We start from the raw sequence: 21,320 nt of genomic DNA, 5'->3' as shown, positions 1-21,320 counted from the left end.
TTACGCTTCCGCGAAAGCCTGCTTATCCTACTCATTCCATTTCAATTCATAAAGATTTGCAGGCAATACAATCTCGTTGCCAGCAAAATTTCTGGTGAATTTCTCACTGGTAAGGTAGTAGGTCGCGGCTCCATCAATGATGTCAAAATATGTGATTCCCTCAATCTGGGAACCATTACCGATTAAACTACCAAGATCTACCTTGCGATCCAAAATCGGAACTCCTTCATTGAACTTGATACGAGCTACAAACGGCGATAAGGTAGGGCTGTAACCACAAATGATGATATCACCTTCAGGACTGCTGGTAGCACCGGTCACCAATCCTCCAATATTTAAGGTTGCCAAAGGCTCCAACGCATAGGTTCCAGGCTGCTTATTCAATCTATAAATATTACTGTTGAGATTGAGCCAGTCTTTAGTAAGCACAAACAGGTCGTTGCCTCTAGAGACGAGTGCCTCGACGTCATAGCTGGTCTGGTTGAGTTCTGTATTGTCAAAGTCAGTTTGATCTGCAAATGAAAACGTAATGGTTTCAACATCAGGATTGGACGTGTTAATCGCGTCTTTACTGATCTTAAAAACCTTAAGATCTGTTTTGTTACCAAGGTTGTTTCCTATATCACCTATGTATAAGGAGTTGTCGTCAGCGGTGATATCTTCCCAATCTCGAATTTCAATATTCTGGAATTCTTGAGTGTTTTTTATAGAGCCATCTAGATCAATTTCCAGAAGCTCTGCCTTACCTCTCATATCGCTATGTGTATATAAGGAACCGTCGATGGCGATGATTCCAGAGGATTCTGTAATGCTTGGGTCGAGACCGGCGATTGTATTGATCTCAAAAATCTGTTCTGCGACAGTTTCTGTGGCTTGATCACCAGACTCACAACTAGCCACTAGAGCAATAAAAAGGAATGTTTTGTAGATCATGCCGCAATATATAATGACGAATCACAACCCATGTTAATTTAACTCCAAAGCTTAAAAAGCAAGAAATAAAAAATCCCGTTCCAAATTAATGGAACGGGATTCTTAATATTTGAAAAGTGTTGATTAGGCTAGAGAAACTCTCTTGAATCCTACAACATCAGCGTCTTTTGAACTTACATATTCTGCAACGGTAAGTTTGTCATCCATGATAAAGTTCTGGTCCAATAGAGCCAATTCTTTATCAAGAGAAACGTTGTCAGAGATGAAACGCTCTAGTTTACCTGGGATGATTTTATCCCAAATAGCTTCTGGTTTGCCTTGCTCTTTCAATTCAGCTTCATATTCAGCTTTTGCATCTGCAAGAGCTTCATCAGTTACTTGTGATCTTGAGATGAACTTAGGAATATTTTTAAGCGGCTTGCCTAAACGTCCTAATTCAATATTGTCCTTCTCGATCACAGCGATACGAGCTTCAGTTTCTGATTGTACGAATTCTGGAGTGAAGTCTTTATAAGAAAGCGTTGTTGCTCCCATGGAAGCTACTTGCATACTTACAGATTTTGCTACTTCTTCCTTGTTCTTACTTTCAGTTGAAAGACCAGTCAACGCACCAATTTTTCCACCATGTACATAAGCGCCTACAAATGGAGCTTCAAATACTTCAAAGCCACCTATTTCTAGTTTCTCACCTATAACTCCAGTTTGCTCTACTAGTTTTTCTTCAACGGTCATACCGTCAAAGTCTGCTGCAAGAACTTCCTCCTTAGAATTTTTATCAAGTGCAATGTCTGCAACCTTGTTTGCAAGCTCTACGTAAGAATCGTTCTTAGCTACAAAGTCAGTTTCACAATTCAATGAAAGAAGAATACCTCTAGTTTCATCATCATTGATCTTTGCAACAACAACACCTTCAGAAGAATCACGGTCGGCGCGCTTTGCAGCTACCTTTTGACCTTTCTTTCTAAGGATTTCAATTGCTTTATCGAAATCACCTTCTGCTTCTACAAGGGCCTTTTTACAGTCCATCATACCAGCACCGGTGGTGTTTCTTAGTTTACCTACTTCAGCGGCGGTTATTTTTGCCATTTTGTACGTTTTTTAATTCTGTATTTACAGAGTTATTTATTCTTCTTCTTCAGATTTGTCAGCTTTCTTAGCTGCGGCCTTTTTAGGCTTGTCATCCTTCTTGTCAGCTTTTGCAGCTTTCTTTGGCTTAGGTTGATCATCTTCTGACTTTTCAGTCTTGCGATCTTCCAGTCCAGCTTTAACAGCATCAGTAACAGACTTGATGATGATCTCGATAGATCTGGATGCATCATCATTAGATGGAATCACATAATCGATATCACGTGGATTTGCATTAGTATCAATCATACCAAAGATTGGTATTCCTAGATTCAATGCTTCTGCAACGGCGATGTGCTCACGTACCGTGTCAACGATAAAAAGGGCAGCAGGCATACGAGACATGTCAGAGATAGAACCTAAGTTCTTTTCTAACTTTGCACGCATACGGTCAACTTGAAGACGTTCTTTCTTAGAAAGAGTTTCATAACGACCATCTTTTTTCATACGGTCAACAGTAGCCATCTTCTTAACTGCCTTACGGATAGTTACAAAGTTGGTCAACATTCCACCAGGCCATCTTTCTGTGATGTAAGGCATGCCAGCATCTTTTGCATGTTCTGCGACGATGTCTTTAGCTTGCTTCTTAGTAGCAACAAAAAGGATCTTGCGTCCAGATGCAGCGATTTTGCGCAATGCAGCGTTAGCTTCATCCAGTTTTGCACTGGTTTTGTAAAGGTTGATGATGTGAATCCCGTTGCGCTCCATATAGATATATGGTGCCATGTTGGGATCCCATTTGCGGGTTAGGTGTCCAAAGTGTACACCAGCGTCAAGTAGATCCTTGACTTCAATTGTATTTGCCATTTCTTAAATAGTTTACGTTCTGTCAGATAGCAATGGATTAGTGGTTGTCCCGATGATCGTGACGCGCCTGACCCATTTAGATGCTAAACTAGCACTCGACGGCAATCGAGTTGACAGCAAATTAAAATAATAAATAAAGAACAAAAATACCGTCCCGCGATTGCGGGACGATAAGGATTGTATTGTATTAACGTTTTGAGAATTGGAATTTCTTTCTCGCTTTCTTTTGACCAAATTTCTTACGCTCAACCATTCTAGGGTCACGAGTCATAAGACCTTCAGCTTTCAATAATGTTTTCTTGTCTGCATCGATTTCAACAAGTGCTCTTGAGATCGCTAAACGTACAGCTTCTGCCTGGCCAGTGATACCACCACCAAAAACATTAACTCTAACATCATAACCATCTACATCGTCAGTCAACATAAACGGCTGCTTCACTTTGTATTGAAGCATTCCAGTTGTGAAATACTTATCTAGTGGTTTATTGTTGATCGTTACTTCTCCTTTACCTTCTGTAAGGTATACTCGAGCTACGGCAGTTTTTCTTCTACCTATTTTGTGTACTGTCTCCATAGGTTTACTTTACCTCGTTAAGATTGATTGTTCTAGGTTGTTGTGCGCCTTGCTCATGCTCAGCTCCAGCATATACTTTAAGATTGCGATAGATAGTAGCACCTAATTTGTTTTTAGGCAACATACCTTTTACGGCATTCTCTACTACTCTTGCAGGATCTTTGTCATAAAGCTCTCTTGCGGTAAGACTACGTTGTCCACCTGGGTAGCCCGTGTGGCGTATGTAACTCTTATCATCCCACTTGTTACCGCTCAATTGTACTCCAGCAGCATTGATAATAATAACATTATCACCACAGTCAACGTGTGGAGTAAAGTTAGTTTTATACTTTCCTCTTAGGAATTTAGCAGCGATGGAAGCCATACGGCCTAACGGTTGATCAGCAGCATCTATCAGTACCCATTCCTTGTTTACGGTAGCGCTGTTAGCTGATACGGTTTTATAACTTAAAGTATTCACTGTGAAATAGTTTTAATTTCTTTGACGATTTTACTAACTAAAATCGGGCTGCAAATGTACTATTAAAAATTTGATTGACAAGCCCTAGCAAATAATTTTACACAACTTATTTACAGGTGGCATGATACCCACGACTTCGGGAAGTCGTATTTTTAAAGCATTGCAATAACGGCTGCAAATATAGGGATACTATGAAGTTGATTTTTACCTTGTTGGGATGTATTTGTTTTTTCGCTTTCGCGAAAGCGCAATCACCACAACCATCCAGCAACCAGCCATCAAAGTTGGTAGCAGATGCTTTCTATGGTGTGGATGATTTCAACAATATATATTACGGTAAGGAAAATGTATTTTATAGAGGCACGTTGGAATCTAAATCGAACGTCCTTCAATTCTACGACGTGCAGTTGGGCGATTTGACAAGCGTCGATTTGATCAATCCATTAAAGATCTTGCTATTCTATAAAGACACACAAACGGTTGTGCTGCTGGATAACAGGCTAAATGAAACCCAGCGGTTTGAATTGGATTTGCTTAAACCTTATCGCTATTTTGAGTTTGCCGGTCTTGCCGGTGAGCGACGTTTGTGGTTGTATAACATCGATTTACAGCGGTTAGAGTTGTATGATTATATCAATGATAAACTGGTCGTAGCATCGCCAGTCATCAAAGACCGAGTTACAAAAATGCTAACTGATTATAACTACAGCCATCTGGTGACTGATCGCGGAGTCGCGAGTTATAATAACTATGCCAGCAAGACCAGCGAGCTGCCACTAACTAACATCCAACTAGCCGATTATGATTTTGAACAACTTATTATAAAGCAGGATTCCGCCTACAAAAAATATCGTTTTACAAAGGATTACCAATTTGTAGAGGTTGAAAATGATCTTGAAGTTGATACTCAAGACCCGCCAAAATCCCTTTACCTAAAGAATGGAAAACTCTATATTTACAGCCGCGCTGGATTGAGCGCCTACACGACTAACCAGAACAAGAACTAACATGCACATTGCCGTCGCCGGAAACATAGGAGCAGGAAAGACAACCTTAACCAAACTACTCGCCAAACACTACAAATGGACGCCACAATTTGAGGACGTTCTTGAAAACCCATACCTAGAAGATTTTTATCAGGACATGGAGCGATGGTCGTTTAATTTGCAGGTGTATTTCTTGAATTCAAGATTTAGCCAAGTGCTGGAAATACGTGAAAGCGGTAAGAAAATCATTCAGGATCGTACGATCTATGAGGACGCTAGCATTTTTGCACCTAACTTACATGCGATGGGATTGCTATCACAACGAGACTTTGATAATTACAGTAGACTCTTTAACCTGATGGAAAAACTAGTAGCAGCTCCAGATCTATTGATCTATCTGCGCAGTTCTATCCCTAATCTCGTGAACCAGATCCACAAACGCGGTCGTGATTATGAGAACACCATCTCCATCGACTACCTCAGCCGGTTGAACGAGCGTTATGAAGCCTGGGTTCATGGTTACGATAAAGGCAATATGCTTATCATCGACGTGGACAACATCGACTTTGTCAATAATCCAGAAGATCTAGGAGACATCATCAATAGGATTGATGCAGAGATGACTGGGTTGTTTGCTTAAGAAATTTGTTTGAATTTACATTCGAGTTCTAGAGGCGTAATTTCTTTAAGGTTTTATAGTATCATACTGACTTAAATTTGATTCACGAATGAAGTATTTTCTTTTTTGTTCCACTTTACTATTATGTCTATTTGCTTGTCATGCTCAAAAAAGCCTTGCTTTTTTTGGCGGGATCAATCATATAAATGTAACCGAAGCAGAGAATTATCCATTTTAAGGATCACAAAATGGTATTGGTATACATCTAGGGCTCAGTTATGATTTACCAATTACAAATGCTATAATATTCAGTCCAAGAATTGCCTATTCTCAGCAAGGCACCACAAAATCTGATGCCGAAAAAGATCGCAGAGATAATGGTTCCTTTTCGTCGGTTGATTTTAGGTATAAGCTGGACTATTTAAATATTCCGCTACAATTTAAATTTTTCAATCAACCGTATTTGATCGCAGGACCTTATGCTGGTTTTGTAATAAGTGAGGAAAGGTACAATCAAGATTTTGGAGAATTAGAAAGTAAAGTTGATTATGGCTTTAATCTGGGAGTAGGCTTTAATATTCAGAACTTCTTTACAGAGCTTAACATTCAACAAGGTTTTGCCACCTTAATTGAGTTAGAAGAAACACAGAGCTCAGATGGATTTAAACCGAGAAATACAATTATCCAACTATCGGTAGGGTATAGGTTCAACTAAATATTATGTGACTGTAAAGATGTAGTTTTTGAGTTATGCTATATACCATTCTATTTTCCACGAGTACTAAATAGGTAATCTAAGATGATCTTATTATTGTCTCTCAAGAATAAACTTATTTCATAAAGAAATTTTACTCAAAATCCTTTTACAAGTAATTAGCTATTGATTTTTAAATATTCTTTGATCTCATCATATGAATTGGTTGAGATTAGAATATTTCTGTTTCCATTCAAAAGGAAATAATTTGGGTAGGCGCCAAGCCTAAGATCCTTATCCAGTTCATCTCTTGGCTTATCTGGATTGACCCTATAGTTCTGCCAATTATATTTATTTTTTACTAGATATTCTTTCCAGACATCATATTCCTGATCAATAGAGATTCCTATAACTTTTACTCCTTTAGATTCTAAAAGCTCTAGTTCTTCAGCCATTATCTTATGGTCAGTCACACATGGTGGGCAAGCTACAAACCAAGCATCAATCAAATATTTATCACTTGCATCAAGGTTTAATTCAATTGGCTTATTCTCTACATCAAGAAATGAATATTTCGAAAGGTCTATAGGGTAGTCATTTAGTTTCGTATTTACTTGTTCAAACACATTGAATGTAGGATGATTCCGTAAAGTAACATTCTGCTGGAGTAAAATCTGATTTAAGATTCTCAGGTTTTCGGGATTGTTTTCATTCAATCTATAATAGTAGCCTGCCATTTCAAGAGAAAGAGCACCGTTTTTATTATCCTTAATCTGCTGAATAATAAACTTATTTTTTTCTCCAGCACTGGTCTCATTTTTAAAAAGTTCCCGATACTCCTGCCTAAAATCTTTGGAAGAGTAATACATGGGAGAATTTAATAACGTATCGACAATAAGTTTTTTTTCAATTTTCCCTTTTATTTGAATTTTATCCCCTTTTAACCACAATTGAGAATCTGGATTGGGACTCGATACGATTTCTCCGTTTCTCCAAAACCAAATATTATACAAATCATTGATGCTGTCTTTAAACTTGAAGCGCATGGTATCACTATATACCATGGAAAGTCTTTCTCGGTTTTGAGTAATATCATTTATCCAGACACTGTCAATTTTTTCTTCAGTAGTCAAGTATAGGTTGAGGTCCAATAGGTTTTCTTCAATTGGTTCTTGATCTTTTTTGCAACCAACGATAAGGATTAAGCATGCTAAAATTAGGATTCTATTCATATGTGTGTTGCTTAAAGGCTTTACTAATATATAAAAGGAAGTATTGAGAGTATACTGATATTCAAATAGATTGCATTTTCAATGCTCTATTTATTTACAAACCTTAAAGCAGTCTGGCTTGGTTCTGCTCGACAAAAGGTTACATATATCTAGTCGATTGGTTTTTTAAACAATCCAACCCATTTCCCTTGCATGCTCGATCGCTTCTCGTGATTCTTTGACTAGTAAAACTGGACATACCTTAAAAGCATCTGCCATTTCTTTGATGGCGGCTTCTTTTTTGCGGTGGTTTACAGCTCTTATATAGATCGCTTTGATGCGCTCTGGATATAATGTGGCTGCATTCGTATAATAGGTGGTGTCGTGTTCTCCAGCATCGCCTATCAAGATGAATTTCTGATCTGGATAGTGCTTTAAAATATTGATGAGTTCGTGTTCCTTGTGCGGTCGCTCTCGTTTGGGCGTGCGATCCCATGGTGTTGGAAAATCGCGCAAAAGAATAGGTCCTTTTGGAAAGCCATGAAAATCCACAAACTTCTCTAGATAACGGTACAAATTCCATGGGCTGTTGCTCAAATAGAACATCGGGTTTTGATCTTTTCCTGAAGCGCCGCGATGTAGCAATTGATAGAAGTTGGCCGCATTTTTAAATGGTATCCTACGGTCGTAGTTTCTAAAAAACGTATTGAAAGCTACACGCAACTTGAGAAAGCTGGTCACTCCGGTTTTCATGATGGTGTCGTCAATGTCGCTAATAATCCCGTAAGCGGTTGTGGTAGGTGGCACGAGTGTCTCGCCAGTGAATTTGTTTAATGAGATGCGTTGTTGTGATTTCGCTTTCGCGACGCGTCCTGAGCCTGTCGAATGGGAAGCGGGATTGTTCTCATCAAAAGAAATCGTGATAGGCAAATAACCTTCTTCATCTGCGAGGTTTTGCAAGTCGTGTTTGGTATCTATGTCAAAGAGAAAGTAGCCTTCACTATCAGTAACCGATTTGTATTGCTCGCCGTTAGGCAAGGTGAGTACTACTGGTATGCGTCTGATCTCATCTGTCTGGAAGGTGCGCCAGGTATTGCGCAACGTCTGGTAGATGGTTTGATGCTCGTACAGCTTTAACGGCTGGTCCTGTAAGGCGCGTCCACGCACATACAAATGAAACTCGCCGCTGTAGGTTCTAAAGACATCGATGATCCACGGATCGCGCTTGAAAATTCCCATTTATTAGATTGAATCTGAAAGATACAATCTATCAAAATCATCCCATGAATCAATATCTTAAAATAGAAAAGCCGTTCTGTTTATAGAACGGCTTTGTTGCATTTTTAGGTTTTGAATTTATCTCTCTGCCAAAGGATTAAGAGCGCGTTCTGCTGCATTTGCAGGTTTGAAATAATACATTCCAGCATCACAAGCAACTAAAAGCTCTTCGTTTTGTGCAGTTTCTGTTTCTGTTTCAGACTCAATGATGATCTCAGTTGGGATTGTGGCTGTACCAACTTCCTCGCTGTGACCACCTAGAATTGGAGCTATCACTAGACCTATCAAACAAGTCAATTTGATCAAGATATTCATGGATGGACCAGAAGTATCCTTGAATGGATCACCAACCGTATCACCGGTAACCGCTGCTTTATGAGCGTCACTACCTTTATAAGTCATTTCACCGTTGATCATCACACCAGCTTCAAAGGACTTTTTGGCATTATCCCAGGCGCCACCAGCATTGTTCTGGAAGATCGCCCATAGAACACCACTAACGGTAACTCCAGCCATATAACCACCTAACATTTCTGCAATGGCTAATGAATCCATTCCAAAAATCATTGGAACAAAAGCAATCACCAATGGGAATCCAATGGTCAATACTCCAGGCAACATCATTTCTTTCAGCGATGCCTTGGTAGAAATATCCACACACTTATCGTATTCTGGCTTTCCGGTTCCTTCCATAATTCCTGGAATTTCACGGAATTGTCTTCTTACTTCCTGTACCATTTCCATAGCAGCTTTACCAACAGCATTCATCGCAAGTGCGCTAAATACAACGGGAACCATTCCACCAATGAATAGCATTGCCAGTACTGGCGCTTTGAAAATGTTGATACCGTCAATTCCAGTAAACGTTACATAAGCTGCAAAAAGTGCTAGCGAAGTCAATGCTGCAGATGCGATGGCAAATCCTTTACCAGTTGCTGCCGTCGTGTTTCCAACAGAATCCAGAATATCCGTACGCTCACGTACGATAGGTTCTTGTTCACTCATCTCTGCAATACCACCGGCATTATCAGATATAGGTCCAAACGCGTCAATCGCTAATTGCATAGCTGTAGTAGCCATCATCGCACTTGCAGCAAGCGCCACACCATAGAATCCTGCAAAAGCATAGGATGCCCAGATCGCGGCAGCAAAAAGAATTACAGATGGGAAAGTTGATATCATACCTGTAGCAAGACCGGCAATAATATTTGTTCCTGCACCAGTAGAGGATTGTTGTACAATTTTAAGAATAGGTTTTTTACCCAATCCTGTATAGTATTCCGTTACGGATGAGATGACTGCTCCTACTACAAGACCTACTAGCGTTGCGTAGAAAACATTGATCCAAGAAATTGTAATCATTCCTTCACCGTAAAAGCTCATAGTCATCGTGTCCGGTAATAACCAGTAACACAATCCAAAACAAGAAAGTGCCACAAGAACAATTGATGTCCAGTTACCCACGTTGAGCGCTCCCATAACTTGAGATTCCTTGGCGTCATTGCTGCTAATTTTTACCAATAATGTTCCTATGACAGATATGATGATTCCAACTCCAGCAATGGACATAGGCAATAGGATAGGACCTATCCCGCCAAAACCTTGGTTGATGATATCACCACCCATATCACGTATCACATAGTTACCCAATACCATGGCCGCTAGAACGGTCGCCACATAAGAGCCGAACAAGTCAGCGCCCATACCGGCAACATCACCTACGTTATCACCTACGTTATCTGCAATGGTTGCAGGGTTGCGAGGATCATCTTCTGGGATTCCAGCTTCTACTTTACCTACAAGGTCAGCGCCTACATCGGCAGCTTTAGTGTAAATACCACCACCAACTCTCGCAAAAAGTGCAATACTCTCTGCTCCTAGGGAGAAACCGGCAAGCGTTTCAAGAACGATCGTCATTAACTCACCTGGAGTTTTCATCACTCCGCCGAATTCGGCTGGAGCCCATTCACCATTCATGAATAAATGGAAGAAAATAATAAAGAACAACGTCAGTCCCAATACGGCAAGTACCGCAACACCTAATCCCATTACCGTTCCACCGCCAAAGGAAACCTTCAGGGCTTTTGGCAAACTGGTTTTTGCAGCTTGAGTGGTTCTAACATTGGTTTGTGTAGCAATTTTCATCCCGATGTTTCCTGCATAGGCAGAGAACAATGCTCCAAAAATAAACGCGATCAAGATCATCCAGTGCGTGGTAGGTACTACAAGAGATACGATTCCCAACAACACCGCTACAACGATAACAAATATGGTAAGTAGTTTATATTCTGCTTTCAAGAACGCTAGGGCTCCTTCATAGATGTGGTCTGCAATCTCCTTCATTTTACCGTCGCCAGCATCTTGCTTCATTACCCACGATCTTTTGGTCAGCATAAATACAAACCCCAAAGCTGCCAGTACGAGTGGCAGATAAATAACTAATTCTTCCATGTTTTTTTCAATTGATTTTAAAGTGTCGCTAAAGTAATAAAATTCTGTTAACGATAATTATGTACAGAGGATTCTGGAAAAATGGTGCTTTTTATCTATAAAAAATGGGAATACTGTAATCGGAGTCCTTAATAAAGTCTCCATTATATAATTCGGTGGTATGTTGTAATTCAGCTATTTAGTAGTTGATATGCAGCTGGATGTAAAGTAGATGATTTTGTAGTTCGCTTTCGCGAAAGCGTAACAAGTCAAGATCCAAGTTGCACGATGAGTCTAAAAACTAAAACCGAAGCTTCCCGTAATTGCAAAGGTGCGCGCGTCAGGTAAATCTCGGTAGTTCCCTCTAAAACTAGCATCGATCCTCAAAATGCGGAAGATGTTACCAACGCCAAAGCTGTACTCATAGTAGACATCCTCTGGAGCGAGATAATCAATATTACTGCGGTTAATGGCAATATTTTGATCACTTATGGTTCCATAAACTGCCTTGAAACCAACCAGTTCACGCAAGTCCAATTGCTGTAATCCAGGAATACGGGAAAAGATGCGGCCATTAAAATTGTGATCCAGGTGTAGCGTGACGTATTCATCAGTCACAAATTCATAGAAATTCATGGTGTTGAAAGATCCAGCGATGTTGAATAGGGTCTGGTTTCCTGGAACCACATTAAGCAATGCCAGTGGGACCTCGCCAAAGGTTTTTCCTGCTTCAACACGAGCACGCAACCTCCCAAATCCACCTATCTGCAGCGGATGCTCATAGTAAAACTGGAACTTGTCGTAATCAAATTCGGCATTGAGAACGCCTTCTAAGCCTCTGGTATAATTAGCGTAGAGAATCGGATATTGGTAAGAGTTAATAATCGTTCTATCCACACCATAGTTGGCAGTTTTACGACCTGGCGTGAATGTCATCGATAAACCTATATCGCTCTGATTCAGCTGGCTATTGATTGTTCCGTCATCTGCGAGATAATCCAAACTGAAGAAATCTGGGTTTGCAGATTTGATGGTTCTATAACTTCCTCCCAAACGGAATTCCAAATTGTAAAGCGGCTCAAAACTGAGGCTTACCGTGGAAAGGTTGATGGAAGACAGTCGGCCATTATTTCCAGTACTGATCAAGGCGCTAGACGCAAGACTACGACCCAAAACATCATTAGTATTCGTCAAGCTGGCAGCAAGCTGTTCAATATCTCGACGGTTTCCTGCCTGAATAGTCAAGCGGCTGCGCTTGTCCAATAGATATTTCCCTGATATACCATATTTGACCTGATCATCCCTGAAACCATAGGCTAGATAGCCTTCCAGTCGCCAAGGATCGTTTGCGGTGAAATAAGTACGTCCACCACCACGCAATCGCAATCCCTCAACATCATTAAATCCGAATATGGAAAAAACGGGTCCTATATCAAAGTTGTCTACCTCATAATAACCAGATGATAAAATGGTTCCTATATTATATAGTCGTTTGAATTTTTTATTCTGCTTGAGTGTGTCGAGCATGGTGTAAATCTGCTTCTCATCCTCGTTAAGTTTTTCCAGTCGGTTCTCATCCCAATATTCCTCGCTACGATTATAGGTATCTGGATCATAGTCATTAACGCGACGACGGTAAAAATCCTCTGGCTTTTCTATGTCAAATTGATAGTCTGCAAACAAAGTGGTGCGCTTACCATAAACGCCGCTAGCTTCTTCCTTTTTACGCAGGGAAAAATCACTCTGAAAAAAGTCTCTTGTAATCAGGAATAGGCTATCACCCAGCACTTGATATTCCTGCTCAATATAAATATCCTTAACCCAGTTTACATTGGCACTTTTAGTAGCCTGCATGTTGATTTGCTTGATAGCATAAGTGGAGTCTGCCACCCAGAAATCTCCCTTAAACGTAAGACCACCTACACGACGCGGATAGTAAACAATATTGAAGGATCGTGTTCCATCTACATCTGCTGTATCACGCAGTACGTAGTTATAAGTGTCAATTCCAGCTCTACCTATGGGACTTACAAAACTCTTGTCAAAGAATTTAAGGTGCCTATCATAGATGTCAATGTCTGTATATAAATCCTTTACTAAAGCAATAAGGGTTTGATTGTCAGAAAATCCAGAGTTTTTATTTGCCTTTACGTTCTGCTTTTCTTTGTTGATGGTATTATCGCCATAAACGGTAGAGAGCGCTTCATTAATAAATATGGGTAGATAGGTCTTACCAGTTACAGCACTTGTGTCTGTGTAGTCAAATATGAATTCCATTCCTTCAAAAAGGTTGGAATTGATCATGGAACTATCTATAGTGTTGAGGTCAAATTCTAGTTTTTCGTACTTCTCGTATTGATATTGATCAAATTGTTGGAGTCCATTCTTGCGGCGATTTTCCCAGACCTTGCGTAAAATATCCAGTGCCGGATTGTTTTTCTTAGATGTCTTACCGGTGTAAACCACAACAGCATCAAGTTGTGCCTCATCGCTTTCTAAGGTGATGTTGAAGTCAAGTTTAACACGACCTTCTAGATCAATGGTTTTTGTTTTGTAGCCAACAAATGAGATTTCAATCTGGTTATAATTTTCATCAGATTGTAAATAAAAACGCCCATCATCATTAGTGATGGTACCTTCATAAGTACCTGGGAAAACAACATTTGCGAAAGGAACTGTCACGCCATCGCTATCATAAACAACTCCACCTACTTTAGTCTGAGCGGTTGAAATGATGGAAATAAATATCAAAGCAAAAGCCGAAAGAATCGACCTCAAATGATATACACTGGAATTATCTGTCATTGTGAAAATTACAAGCGCCGAAGATATAACGACTGCTACTAAGATTATGTTATGAAAACAAAAAATCGAGCCAACTTCCCTAAGAGCCAACCCGATTATTAATCAGACTTAAAACCTGATTAGTAAAGTAACAAACGTATTTATTGGCTATGCAGTTTTGTTACGCGTTGGAACTTCGATTTAAAAGAACATTCTACAAATTATTGGACCCTTTTTTTCTTAAAAAGAATTGATATAGAATCCTGAGTGAACTAAAATATACTGTACGGTAACTAATTAAAATCCTGTCCAGTATTTGTTATTTCATTTCCTATCAAAGTAATAGTGACACTAATTTTTAGTCTTAGCATTTTCTCTATATACGTGCTGAAGCGTATGATTTATTTCTTCAGAAACCTTTAAAACAAAAATTCCAACTCGCGAGAGTTGGGATTTTAAATATTAAAATTGAAAGTTTTTTACTTTCTATACATCACTTTCTTTACACCTTCCACCACATCTTTACTGTTAGGCAACCATTCTTCCAATAACACTGGAGAATAAGGTGCTGGAGTATCTGCGGTGTTGATTTTGTAGATAGGAGCATCAAGATAGTCAAAAGCTTCTGCCTGTACCATGTGTGAGATTTCAGTAGATACATTACCAAATGGCCATGCTTCTTCCAGAATCACCAATCTATTCGTTTTCTTAACCGATTTCAAAATCGCTTCCTTATCATAAGGACGTACCGTTCTTAAATCGATGATCTCACAAGAGATACCTTCTTTTTCTAATTCTTCGGCGGCCTTGTAGGCTTCCTTGATAATTTTTCCAAAGGAAACGATAGTAACATCGTCACCTTCTCTTTTAAGTTCGGCAACACCTATAGGTAGGATGTACTCATCTTCTGGCACTTCACCTTTATCACCATACATTTGCTCAGATTCCATGAAAATAACGGGATCATCATCTCTTATGGCTGCTTTAAGCAATCCTTTTGCATCATATGGATTTGACGGTACAATTACTTTAAGTCCAGGTGTGTTTGCAAACCAGCTTTCAAAAGCTTGCGAGTGTGTTGCGGCCAGTTGACCAGCACTACCGGTAGGTCCTCTAAATACAATAGGACACTTCAATTGTCCACCACTCATTTGACGAATTTTCGCCGCGTTGTTTATGATTTGGTCAATCCCAACTAGTGAGAAGTTGAAAGTCATGTATTCAACGATAGGTCTGTTACCAGTCATGGTAGAACCTATGGCAACACCAGCAAATCCAAGCTCAGAAATAGGAGTGTCGATAACCCTTTTAGCGCCAAATTCATCCAGCATACCTTTAGAGGCCTTGTAAGCTCCATTGTATTCGGCCACTTCTTCACCCATCAAATAGACAGACTCATCGCGTCTCATTTCTTCACTCATCGCCTCGCAAATTGCCTCGCGGAATTGTATTGTCTTCATAAAATAGTGATGTTGTACTTCGAACAAAAATAGGTCTTAAAGAACTATCTGCTCAAAAAGTCTAACAAAATTTTATTATGCACGCATAGCTTATTGTGTGATTTTTAATTAATTTCGTGGACATTGAATTATTGATAATAAAACACCTCATAAAATGAAGATATTAGTTTGCATCAGCCATGTGCCAGATACAACCTCAAAAATCAACTTCACAGACAATGACACGCAGTTTGATACAAATGGCGTACAGTTCGTGATCAATCCCAATGATGAGTTTGGACTCACCAGAGCGATGTGGTTTAAGGAAAAACAAAACGCTAGCGTTGACGTAGTCACCGTTGGTGGTGCAGAGGTAGAGCCTACACTTAGAAAAGCTCTTGCCATAGGTGCAGACCAGGCGATACGAGTAGACACTCCAGCAGTGGACGGTTATGCTGTTGCAAAAGAACTTGCAGACGTTGTGAAAAACGGCGGTTATGATTTAGTTATCGCTGGTCGTGAATCCATTGACTACAATGGTGGAATGGTACCAGGAATGGTGGCTGCCATGATAGGAGCTAGTTTTGTAAACACTTGTATTTCTCTTGAAGTAGATGGTGATAGTGCCACTGCGACACGTGAGATTGATGGCGGTAAGGAAACTGTGAAGGCAAGTTTGCCACTAGTTATAGGTGGTCAAAAAGGCCTCGTGGAAGAAAGCGATTTGAGAATCCCCAATATGCGTGGGATCATGATGGCTCGTAAAAAGCCGCTGGATGTCAAAGCCTCTGTTGGTGCAAATAGTGAGACAAGCGCCGTATCTTTTGAAAAGCCAGCGCCTAAAGGTGCCGTAACTTTAGTAGATGCAGATAATCTTGATAAACTAATCGATCTCTTGCACAATGAGGCAAAGGCGATCTAGGGATTGTCGATAGTAGATTGATTAATAAGAATTTCGCTTTCGCGAAAGCGAGATAACAACAACATCAGTGGATCTTTCAATGATTAGGTTCACATCAAAAATTAAAAGACTATGTCAGTTTTAGTATATACAGAATCAGAAAACGGAGCCTTCAAAAAGACGGCTTATGAAGTGGCGAGTTATGCCAAGGGAATTGCAGACATGCTAGGAACAGATGTCGCAGCGATTGCATTTCACGCGGCAGATGCTGGTGAATTGGGAACCTATGGCGTCAGTAAACTACACAATGTCAAGGACGCCAAATTAGATAAATTCAACGCAGGTGCCTATGCAGATGCCATCGCTCAAGCAGCCAAGGCAGAAGATGCAAAGGTGATCGTAATTAGCTCTAGTGCAGATTCTAAATATCTGGGATCTCTAGTGAGTGTACATTTAGATGCAGGTTATGTTTCTAACGTGGTAGCATTACCATCCAGCGCAGATCCATTCACGGTAAAAAGATCTGTCTTTACAAACAAAGCATTTAGTAACACGCAGATTTCAACAGATCGCAAGTTAATTGGATTGTCTAAAAACGCCTACGGCTTAAAAGAAAACCCAACCGATTGTACCGTTGCAGATTTTGCACCTTCATTGAATGATGACGATTTCAAAGTAGAAGTACAGTCTGTCGACAAGGCAACCGATAAGGTAACCATCGCAGATGCAGAGATCGTTGTCAGTGCCGGTCGTGGTATGAAAGGACCAGAAAACTGGGGAATGATTGAAGAACTGGCAGATGTACTAGGTGCAGCAACCGCTTGTTCCAAACCTGTTAGTGATATGGGATGGAGACCTCACGGCGAGCACGTAGGTCAAACAGGAAAGCCAGTAGCGTCCAACCTATACATTGCTATTGGAATTTCTGGAGCGATCCAACACCTTGCTGGTATCAATTCTTCCAAAATAAAAGTAGTAATCAATACAGATCCAGAAGCGCCTTTTTTCAAGGCTGCAGACTATGGAGTGGTAGGTGATGCTTTTGAAGTTGTGCCTGCTCTTATAGAGAAATTAAAGGCTTTCAAGGCAGCTAACGCCTAAAACCCAAAGAAATATTAAATTTAAGGCTGTGCAATATGAGAAAATGCTCATTTTTGCACAGCCTTTTTCATTACAAGTTCACCCTACACAATGAGTCTAAAACGACTTAACATTCGCGGAATTTCTTACAGCCAGACTCAAAATGGTGCGTATGCTTTGATTCTTAAAGAATCTGGAGGCAATAGGCAATTGCCCATTGTTATTGGTGCGTTTGAGGCTCAAAGTATTGCCATCGCCCTTGAAAAAGAGATTAGTCCACCGCGACCGTTGACCCATGATCTTTTCAAAAGCTTTGCAGAGCGTTATGGAATTGTTGTTAAACAGGTCATCATTCATAAATTGGTTGATGGTGTTTTTTATAGCAGTTTGATTTGTGAAAAGGATAAAATTGAAGAAATAATTGATGCTCGCACCAGCGATGCTATTGCTCTTGCTGTACGATTCAAGGCGCCAGTTTTTACTTATGAGAATATTCTGGATGAAGCTGGAATCCAGCAGCAGATTACCTCAGATAAGGATCTCGTGGATGAAGACGATGATAGTGATGACCTGATTGAAGAGTTGATCAACACACCACTAGACGAACAAAATGATTACAGCAACCTATCCATGGACGAGCTGAACAAGATGCTTAAGGAAGCCGTTAGTAATGAGAATTATGAGCTGGCTGCCAGTATTAGAGATGAGATATCAAAAAGATAATCCAGCATTCCACATGAAGATTTTTAGTCCTGCACTGACCGGTATTTTACTTTTCATCTCTTTATTTATAACTTCTATATCCAGCGCACAGACTGACCAGATCTCTCTGGAAGGAACCTGGAATATTAATAGTGCAGACCAGAATTACAAACAATCAACCTTTCAAGGCGCTGCGATAGATTCTGTGGTATTTGGGAAGAGTAATTTTACCTATTACATATCGACAGATTCACTCGACCAGGTAGCTGGAAATTATTTTTACGACCAGAACGAACTCACGTTATATTTTGTAGAACCAACAGCAGACGCTAAACGTTATACGTTAGACAATTTGACAAACGATCTACTGGTTTATTCCAACGCTACGGAATCATTTGATTTTACCAGAACTACGGAACCGTTAGACACGCTCGAAGAAACTCCTGCCGAGCAGGATTTTGCGGTGGATCCATCAAAAGGATTTGGTTTTACGTTTACAAGCTTCTATCGTGGTTTGATAGGGATTGTGTTCATTATTGGATTGTGTTTTATTCTAAGTGCCAATAAAAGAAAGATCGATTGGAAGCTGGTAGCTACCGGATTAGGATTACAGGTTTTGTTTGCAGTTCTGGTATTGAAGGTTCCGGCAGTGGCATTCGTTTTTGACTGGATTTCAAATAAAGTAGTAGACTTTCTAAATGTTTCTGAAGCTGGTGCAGACTTTGTTTTTGGCGGATTGATTGATGTCAATTCTAGTTTAGGGTACATTTTTGCTTTTAAGGTGTTGCCTACAATTGTGTTCTTTTCGGCTTTTACTTCACTGCTTTACTATCTGGGAATTCTTCAGAAGATCGTTTATGGATTTGCGTGGGTGATGAGCAAAACAATGCGCTTGAGTGGTTCTGAATCTCTTGCTGCAGCTGCAAATATTTTCATAGGTCAGACTGAGGCTCCTTTGGTGGTAAAACCATACCTAGATAAAATGACCAAGTCTGAGATGTTGTGCCTTATGGTTGGAGGAATGGCGACTATTGCTGGTGGCGTTCTTGCGGCTTTTATAGCATTTTTAGGTGGTGATAGCGATGCAGAAAAGATCATTTTTACAAAACACTTGCTGACCGCATCGATCATGAGTGCGCCGGCCGCAATCATTATTGCTAAAATCCTTTTCCCAGAAGAAAACAAAGATGATATCAATACGGACTTAGATATCTCTCAAGAAAAAATAGGATCTAACGTACTGGATGCCATTTCACGAGGTACTACTGACGGTTTAAAACTAGCCGTGAATGTTGGAGCCATGCTTTTAGTATTCACAGCCATCATGGCGGTAGTGAATTGGATGCTTGGAGATTTGATAGGTGATCCTACGGGTCTTAATGATAAGATCGTCCAATGGACTGATGGCAGGTATCAATCTTTTTCCATGCAATATATTTTAGGGAATTTATTTGCACCGGTAGCATGGTTGATAGGAGTTCCTTATGAGGATATCATTGCGGTGGGACAACTACTAGGAGAGAAGACAATTCTTAATGAATTCTTTGCTTATGCCTCGTTAAGTACGCTTAAAAACACAGGTGTATTAGTCAATTATAGATCCATTGTAATTGCTACTTACGCACTTTGTGGGTTTGCAAATTTTGCCTCCATCGGGATACAAATTGGTGGTATTGGCGTACTTGCTCCATCGCAACGTGGCGTGCTTGCTAAGTTTGGAATTAAAGCCTTGATAGGCGGTACTTGTGCGGCATTACTTACGGCCACGATAGCCGGTATGCTTTTCGGATAAGGTGTTTATCTAGTTGAATCACTTGTCTATTTGCTTTTGATCTAAAAAACCGAATCTCTTTAACCATTATTTAAGTTTACGTTATACATTTACTTAAAATTTTGTAAAAGGAAAACATGTCTCCAGTTGAAGTACAACAATTTGATTTTGGTAAATTAGAATATTACGATAACTATGTTATCAGTAGTATTTTACCTAACACTCAAGTTACCACTTCCATCGCCAAAACTATTCTTACATCCGTGAAAGACCATTTTGGCAATAAGAAGATGGTTTATATTTCCAATAGGGAATTTGGATATGACGTCGATGTTTCCATTTATAAATTGGTCAATTCCAAAAAAATGGTGGCTATCGCTATCGTTTCAAGTAAACGAGAAGAAATCGTCGTAAAGGCAGCTAAGGAACAAGAGGTTTACAAAGGTTCTTTTGGAGTCTTTAATTCTATTGAAAGCGCTGTCTCATGGGCACAATCTTTCGTAACTGAGCATGATAACTGATTTTAATAAGCAGTTGAAAAATTAATTGGATCAGTCATCTGTTTCATCCTTGCTACATACAGTATTTCTTATTTTTCCATCTTGGGTCATTGACGATATGGCTTAAGATTCAAAGTCAGCAATTATATGAAACAGTACCACGAGCTTCTACAACATATTCTGGATAACGGTAATGACAAAGGTGATCGAACAGGTACGGGCACGCGCAGTGTTTTTGGCTACCAGATGAGGTTTGATCTTGCCGAGGGATTTCCGCTCGTGACTACCAAGAAGGTGCATTTAAAAAGCATTATTTATGAATTGTTGTGGCTGCTCAAAGGTGATACTAATATTGCCTACCTAAAAGACAATAATGTGCGCATTTGGAATGAATGGCCAGATGAGAACGGTGATTTAGGTCCTGTTTACGGCCATCAGTGGCGCAACTGGAATAGTGAAGGCATTGACCAGATCAAGGATGTCATCCATACTATTAAAACAAATCCCAATAGTAGGAGAATGATGGTTACCGCCTGGAATCCCAGCGTGATGCCAGATACAAGCAAGAGCTTTTCAGAAAATGTGGCAAATGGCAAAGCGGCTTTACCACCATGTCACGCCTTTTTCCAATTCTATGTTACTGACGGGAAATTGAGCTGCCAGCTATACCAGCGCAGCGCAGATGTCTTCCTGGGCGTGCCGTTCAATATCGCGAGCTATGCATTGCTAACGATGATGATGGCGCAAGTTTGCGGATTGCAATACGGTGATTTTGTTCACACTTTTGGCGATGTGCACATCTATTCCAACCACCGCGAGCAGATTGATCTGCAGCTTTCCAGAACGCCTCGACAATTACCTACCATGAAGTTGAATCCTGAAATCAAGGATATATTTGATTTTGATTTTGAGGATTTTACGTTGGAAAATTACGATCCATATCCTGCGATTAAGGCAGCAGTTGCCGTGTAATTAAATTCAGATTACATTGTTTGAGTGGCGTTTTGTTTCCGCTTTCGCGAAAGC

At 40.0% G+C, this 21,320-nt stretch carries 19 protein-coding genes; 9 read left to right on the top strand and 10 right to left on the bottom strand.

Features of this window, described 5'->3' with window-relative positions:
• Positions 1–27: 27 nt before the first annotated feature.
• The 5 genes from BLO34_RS09770 to rplM all read right to left on the bottom strand — a co-directional run bounded on the left by BLO34_RS09770 (position 28) and on the right by rplM (position 3,899).
• Complete coding sequence (locus BLO34_RS09770; protein WP_090754877.1) at positions 28–933, bottom strand: hypothetical protein; 906 nt, start codon at positions 931–933, stop codon at positions 28–30.
• A 123-nt stretch (positions 934–1,056) separates the two neighbouring features.
• Positions 1,057–2,019 carry a translation elongation factor Ts gene (tsf, locus tag BLO34_RS09765; protein WP_090754875.1) on the bottom strand — a complete coding sequence of 321 codons (963 nt, stop codon included), beginning with the start codon at positions 2,017–2,019 and terminating at the stop codon, positions 1,057–1,059.
• 36 nt (positions 2,020–2,055) lie between these two features.
• Complete coding sequence (rpsB, locus tag BLO34_RS09760) at positions 2,056–2,865, bottom strand: 30S ribosomal protein S2 (RefSeq protein WP_090754874.1); 810 nt, start codon at positions 2,863–2,865, stop codon at positions 2,056–2,058.
• A 187-nt stretch (positions 2,866–3,052) separates the two neighbouring features.
• Positions 3,053–3,439, bottom strand: a complete 387-nt coding sequence (gene rpsI, locus BLO34_RS09755) for a 30S ribosomal protein S9 (RefSeq protein ID WP_090754873.1) — start codon at positions 3,437–3,439, stop codon at positions 3,053–3,055.
• 4 nt (positions 3,440–3,443) lie between these two features.
• On the bottom strand, positions 3,444–3,899 hold the full coding sequence (gene rplM / locus BLO34_RS09750) for a 50S ribosomal protein L13 (protein ID WP_090754871.1): 456 nt from the start codon (positions 3,897–3,899) through the stop codon (positions 3,444–3,446).
• A gap of 191 nt (positions 3,900–4,090) precedes the next feature.
• Between rplM and BLO34_RS09745 the strand changes: the two genes are divergently transcribed.
• The 3 genes from BLO34_RS09745 to BLO34_RS09735 all read left to right on the top strand — a co-directional run bounded on the left by BLO34_RS09745 (position 4,091) and on the right by BLO34_RS09735 (position 6,219).
• On the top strand, positions 4,091–4,906 hold the full coding sequence (locus tag BLO34_RS09745; RefSeq protein ID WP_090754869.1) for a hypothetical protein: 816 nt from the start codon (positions 4,091–4,093) through the stop codon (positions 4,904–4,906).
• A gap of 1 nt (position 4,907) precedes the next feature.
• Positions 4,908–5,525, top strand: a complete 618-nt coding sequence (locus BLO34_RS09740; protein WP_090754867.1) for a deoxynucleoside kinase — start codon at positions 4,908–4,910, stop codon at positions 5,523–5,525.
• A 232-nt stretch (positions 5,526–5,757) separates the two neighbouring features.
• On the top strand, positions 5,758–6,219 hold the full coding sequence (locus tag BLO34_RS09735; RefSeq protein ID WP_090754865.1) for an outer membrane beta-barrel protein: 462 nt from the start codon (positions 5,758–5,760) through the stop codon (positions 6,217–6,219).
• A gap of 158 nt (positions 6,220–6,377) precedes the next feature.
• Here the strand turns inward: BLO34_RS09735 and BLO34_RS09730 are convergent, their stop codons facing one another.
• The 5 genes from BLO34_RS09730 to BLO34_RS09710 form a co-directional block, all read right to left on the bottom strand.
• Complete coding sequence (locus BLO34_RS09730) at positions 6,378–7,430, bottom strand: TlpA family protein disulfide reductase (protein ID WP_090754863.1); 1,053 nt, start codon at positions 7,428–7,430, stop codon at positions 6,378–6,380.
• 165 nt (positions 7,431–7,595) lie between these two features.
• The gene (locus BLO34_RS09725) at positions 7,596–8,648 is read right to left on the bottom strand and encodes an App1 family protein (protein ID WP_090754861.1); all 1,053 of its coding nucleotides are present in this window, start codon (positions 8,646–8,648) and stop codon (positions 7,596–7,598) included.
• A 117-nt stretch (positions 8,649–8,765) separates the two neighbouring features.
• Positions 8,766–11,138, bottom strand: a complete 2,373-nt coding sequence (locus BLO34_RS09720; protein WP_090754859.1) for a sodium-translocating pyrophosphatase — start codon at positions 11,136–11,138, stop codon at positions 8,766–8,768.
• Between the two features lie 273 nt (positions 11,139–11,411).
• The gene (locus BLO34_RS09715) at positions 11,412–13,922 is read right to left on the bottom strand and encodes a DUF5686 and carboxypeptidase-like regulatory domain-containing protein (RefSeq protein WP_090754857.1); all 2,511 of its coding nucleotides are present in this window, start codon (positions 13,920–13,922) and stop codon (positions 11,412–11,414) included.
• A 458-nt stretch (positions 13,923–14,380) separates the two neighbouring features.
• Positions 14,381–15,361, bottom strand: coding sequence for a pyruvate dehydrogenase complex E1 component subunit beta (locus BLO34_RS09710; protein ID WP_090754855.1), 981 nt, complete (start codon positions 15,359–15,361; stop codon positions 14,381–14,383).
• A gap of 154 nt (positions 15,362–15,515) precedes the next feature.
• On the opposite strand from BLO34_RS09710, the gene BLO34_RS09705 reads away from it, so the two are divergent.
• The 6 genes from BLO34_RS09705 to BLO34_RS09680 all read left to right on the top strand — a co-directional run bounded on the left by BLO34_RS09705 (position 15,516) and on the right by BLO34_RS09680 (position 21,266).
• The gene (locus BLO34_RS09705; RefSeq protein WP_090754853.1) at positions 15,516–16,262 is read left to right on the top strand and encodes an electron transfer flavoprotein subunit beta/FixA family protein; all 747 of its coding nucleotides are present in this window, start codon (positions 15,516–15,518) and stop codon (positions 16,260–16,262) included.
• 111 nt (positions 16,263–16,373) lie between these two features.
• Positions 16,374–17,342: an electron transfer flavoprotein subunit alpha/FixB family protein gene (locus BLO34_RS09700; protein ID WP_090754851.1), complete on the top strand. Its 969-nt coding sequence runs from the start codon at positions 16,374–16,376 to the stop codon at positions 17,340–17,342.
• A 90-nt stretch (positions 17,343–17,432) separates the two neighbouring features.
• Positions 17,433–18,044: a bifunctional nuclease family protein gene (locus tag BLO34_RS09695; protein ID WP_090754849.1), complete on the top strand. Its 612-nt coding sequence runs from the start codon at positions 17,433–17,435 to the stop codon at positions 18,042–18,044.
• The gene (locus BLO34_RS09690) at positions 18,001–19,815 is read left to right on the top strand and encodes a NupC/NupG family nucleoside CNT transporter (RefSeq protein ID WP_231959457.1); all 1,815 of its coding nucleotides are present in this window, start codon (positions 18,001–18,003) and stop codon (positions 19,813–19,815) included. The genes BLO34_RS09695 and BLO34_RS09690 overlap by 44 nt, the downstream gene beginning before the upstream one ends.
• A 116-nt stretch (positions 19,816–19,931) precedes the next feature.
• Positions 19,932–20,315, top strand: coding sequence for a hypothetical protein (locus tag BLO34_RS09685; protein WP_090754848.1), 384 nt, complete (start codon positions 19,932–19,934; stop codon positions 20,313–20,315).
• Positions 20,316–20,441: 126 nt separating this feature from the next.
• On the top strand, positions 20,442–21,266 hold the full coding sequence (locus BLO34_RS09680) for a thymidylate synthase (protein WP_090754845.1): 825 nt from the start codon (positions 20,442–20,444) through the stop codon (positions 21,264–21,266).
• Positions 21,267–21,320 lie beyond the last annotated feature (54 nt).

The organism is Nonlabens sp. Hel1_33_55 (assembly GCF_900101765.1).
GTDB lineage: Bacteria > Bacteroidota > Bacteroidia > Flavobacteriales > Flavobacteriaceae > Nonlabens.
This window is presented reverse-complemented; position numbering and strand designations above follow the sequence as displayed.

Coding starts and splice junctions, on each gene's coding strand:
- BLO34_RS09770 (WP_090754877.1), bottom strand. CDS start 933: ATGATCTACAAAACATTCCTTTTTATTGCTCTAGTGGCTAGTTGTGAG.
- tsf (WP_090754875.1), bottom strand. CDS start 2,019: ATGGCAAAAATAACCGCCGCTGAAGTAGGTAAACTAAGAAACACCACC.
- rpsB (WP_090754874.1), bottom strand. CDS start 2,865: ATGGCAAATACAATTGAAGTCAAGGATCTACTTGACGCTGGTGTACAC.
- rpsI (WP_090754873.1), bottom strand. CDS start 3,439: ATGGAGACAGTACACAAAATAGGTAGAAGAAAAACTGCCGTAGCTCGA.
- BLO34_RS09745 (WP_090754869.1), top strand. CDS start 4,091: ATGAAGTTGATTTTTACCTTGTTGGGATGTATTTGTTTTTTCGCTTTC.
- BLO34_RS09740 (WP_090754867.1), top strand. CDS start 4,908: ATGCACATTGCCGTCGCCGGAAACATAGGAGCAGGAAAGACAACCTTA.
- BLO34_RS09730 (WP_090754863.1), bottom strand. CDS start 7,430: ATGAATAGAATCCTAATTTTAGCATGCTTAATCCTTATCGTTGGTTGC.
- BLO34_RS09725 (WP_090754861.1), bottom strand. CDS start 8,648: ATGGGAATTTTCAAGCGCGATCCGTGGATCATCGATGTCTTTAGAACC.
- BLO34_RS09720 (WP_090754859.1), bottom strand. CDS start 11,138: ATGGAAGAATTAGTTATTTATCTGCCACTCGTACTGGCAGCTTTGGGG.
- BLO34_RS09715 (WP_090754857.1), bottom strand. CDS start 13,922: ATGACAGATAATTCCAGTGTATATCATTTGAGGTCGATTCTTTCGGCT.
- BLO34_RS09710 (WP_090754855.1), bottom strand. CDS start 15,361: ATGAAGACAATACAATTCCGCGAGGCAATTTGCGAGGCGATGAGTGAA.
- BLO34_RS09705 (WP_090754853.1), top strand. CDS start 15,516: ATGAAGATATTAGTTTGCATCAGCCATGTGCCAGATACAACCTCAAAA.
- BLO34_RS09700 (WP_090754851.1), top strand. CDS start 16,374: ATGTCAGTTTTAGTATATACAGAATCAGAAAACGGAGCCTTCAAAAAG.
- BLO34_RS09695 (WP_090754849.1), top strand. CDS start 17,433: ATGAGTCTAAAACGACTTAACATTCGCGGAATTTCTTACAGCCAGACT.
- BLO34_RS09690 (WP_231959457.1), top strand. CDS start 18,001: ATGAGCTGGCTGCCAGTATTAGAGATGAGATATCAAAAAGATAATCCA.
- BLO34_RS09685 (WP_090754848.1), top strand. CDS start 19,932: ATGTCTCCAGTTGAAGTACAACAATTTGATTTTGGTAAATTAGAATAT.
- BLO34_RS09680 (WP_090754845.1), top strand. CDS start 20,442: ATGAAACAGTACCACGAGCTTCTACAACATATTCTGGATAACGGTAAT.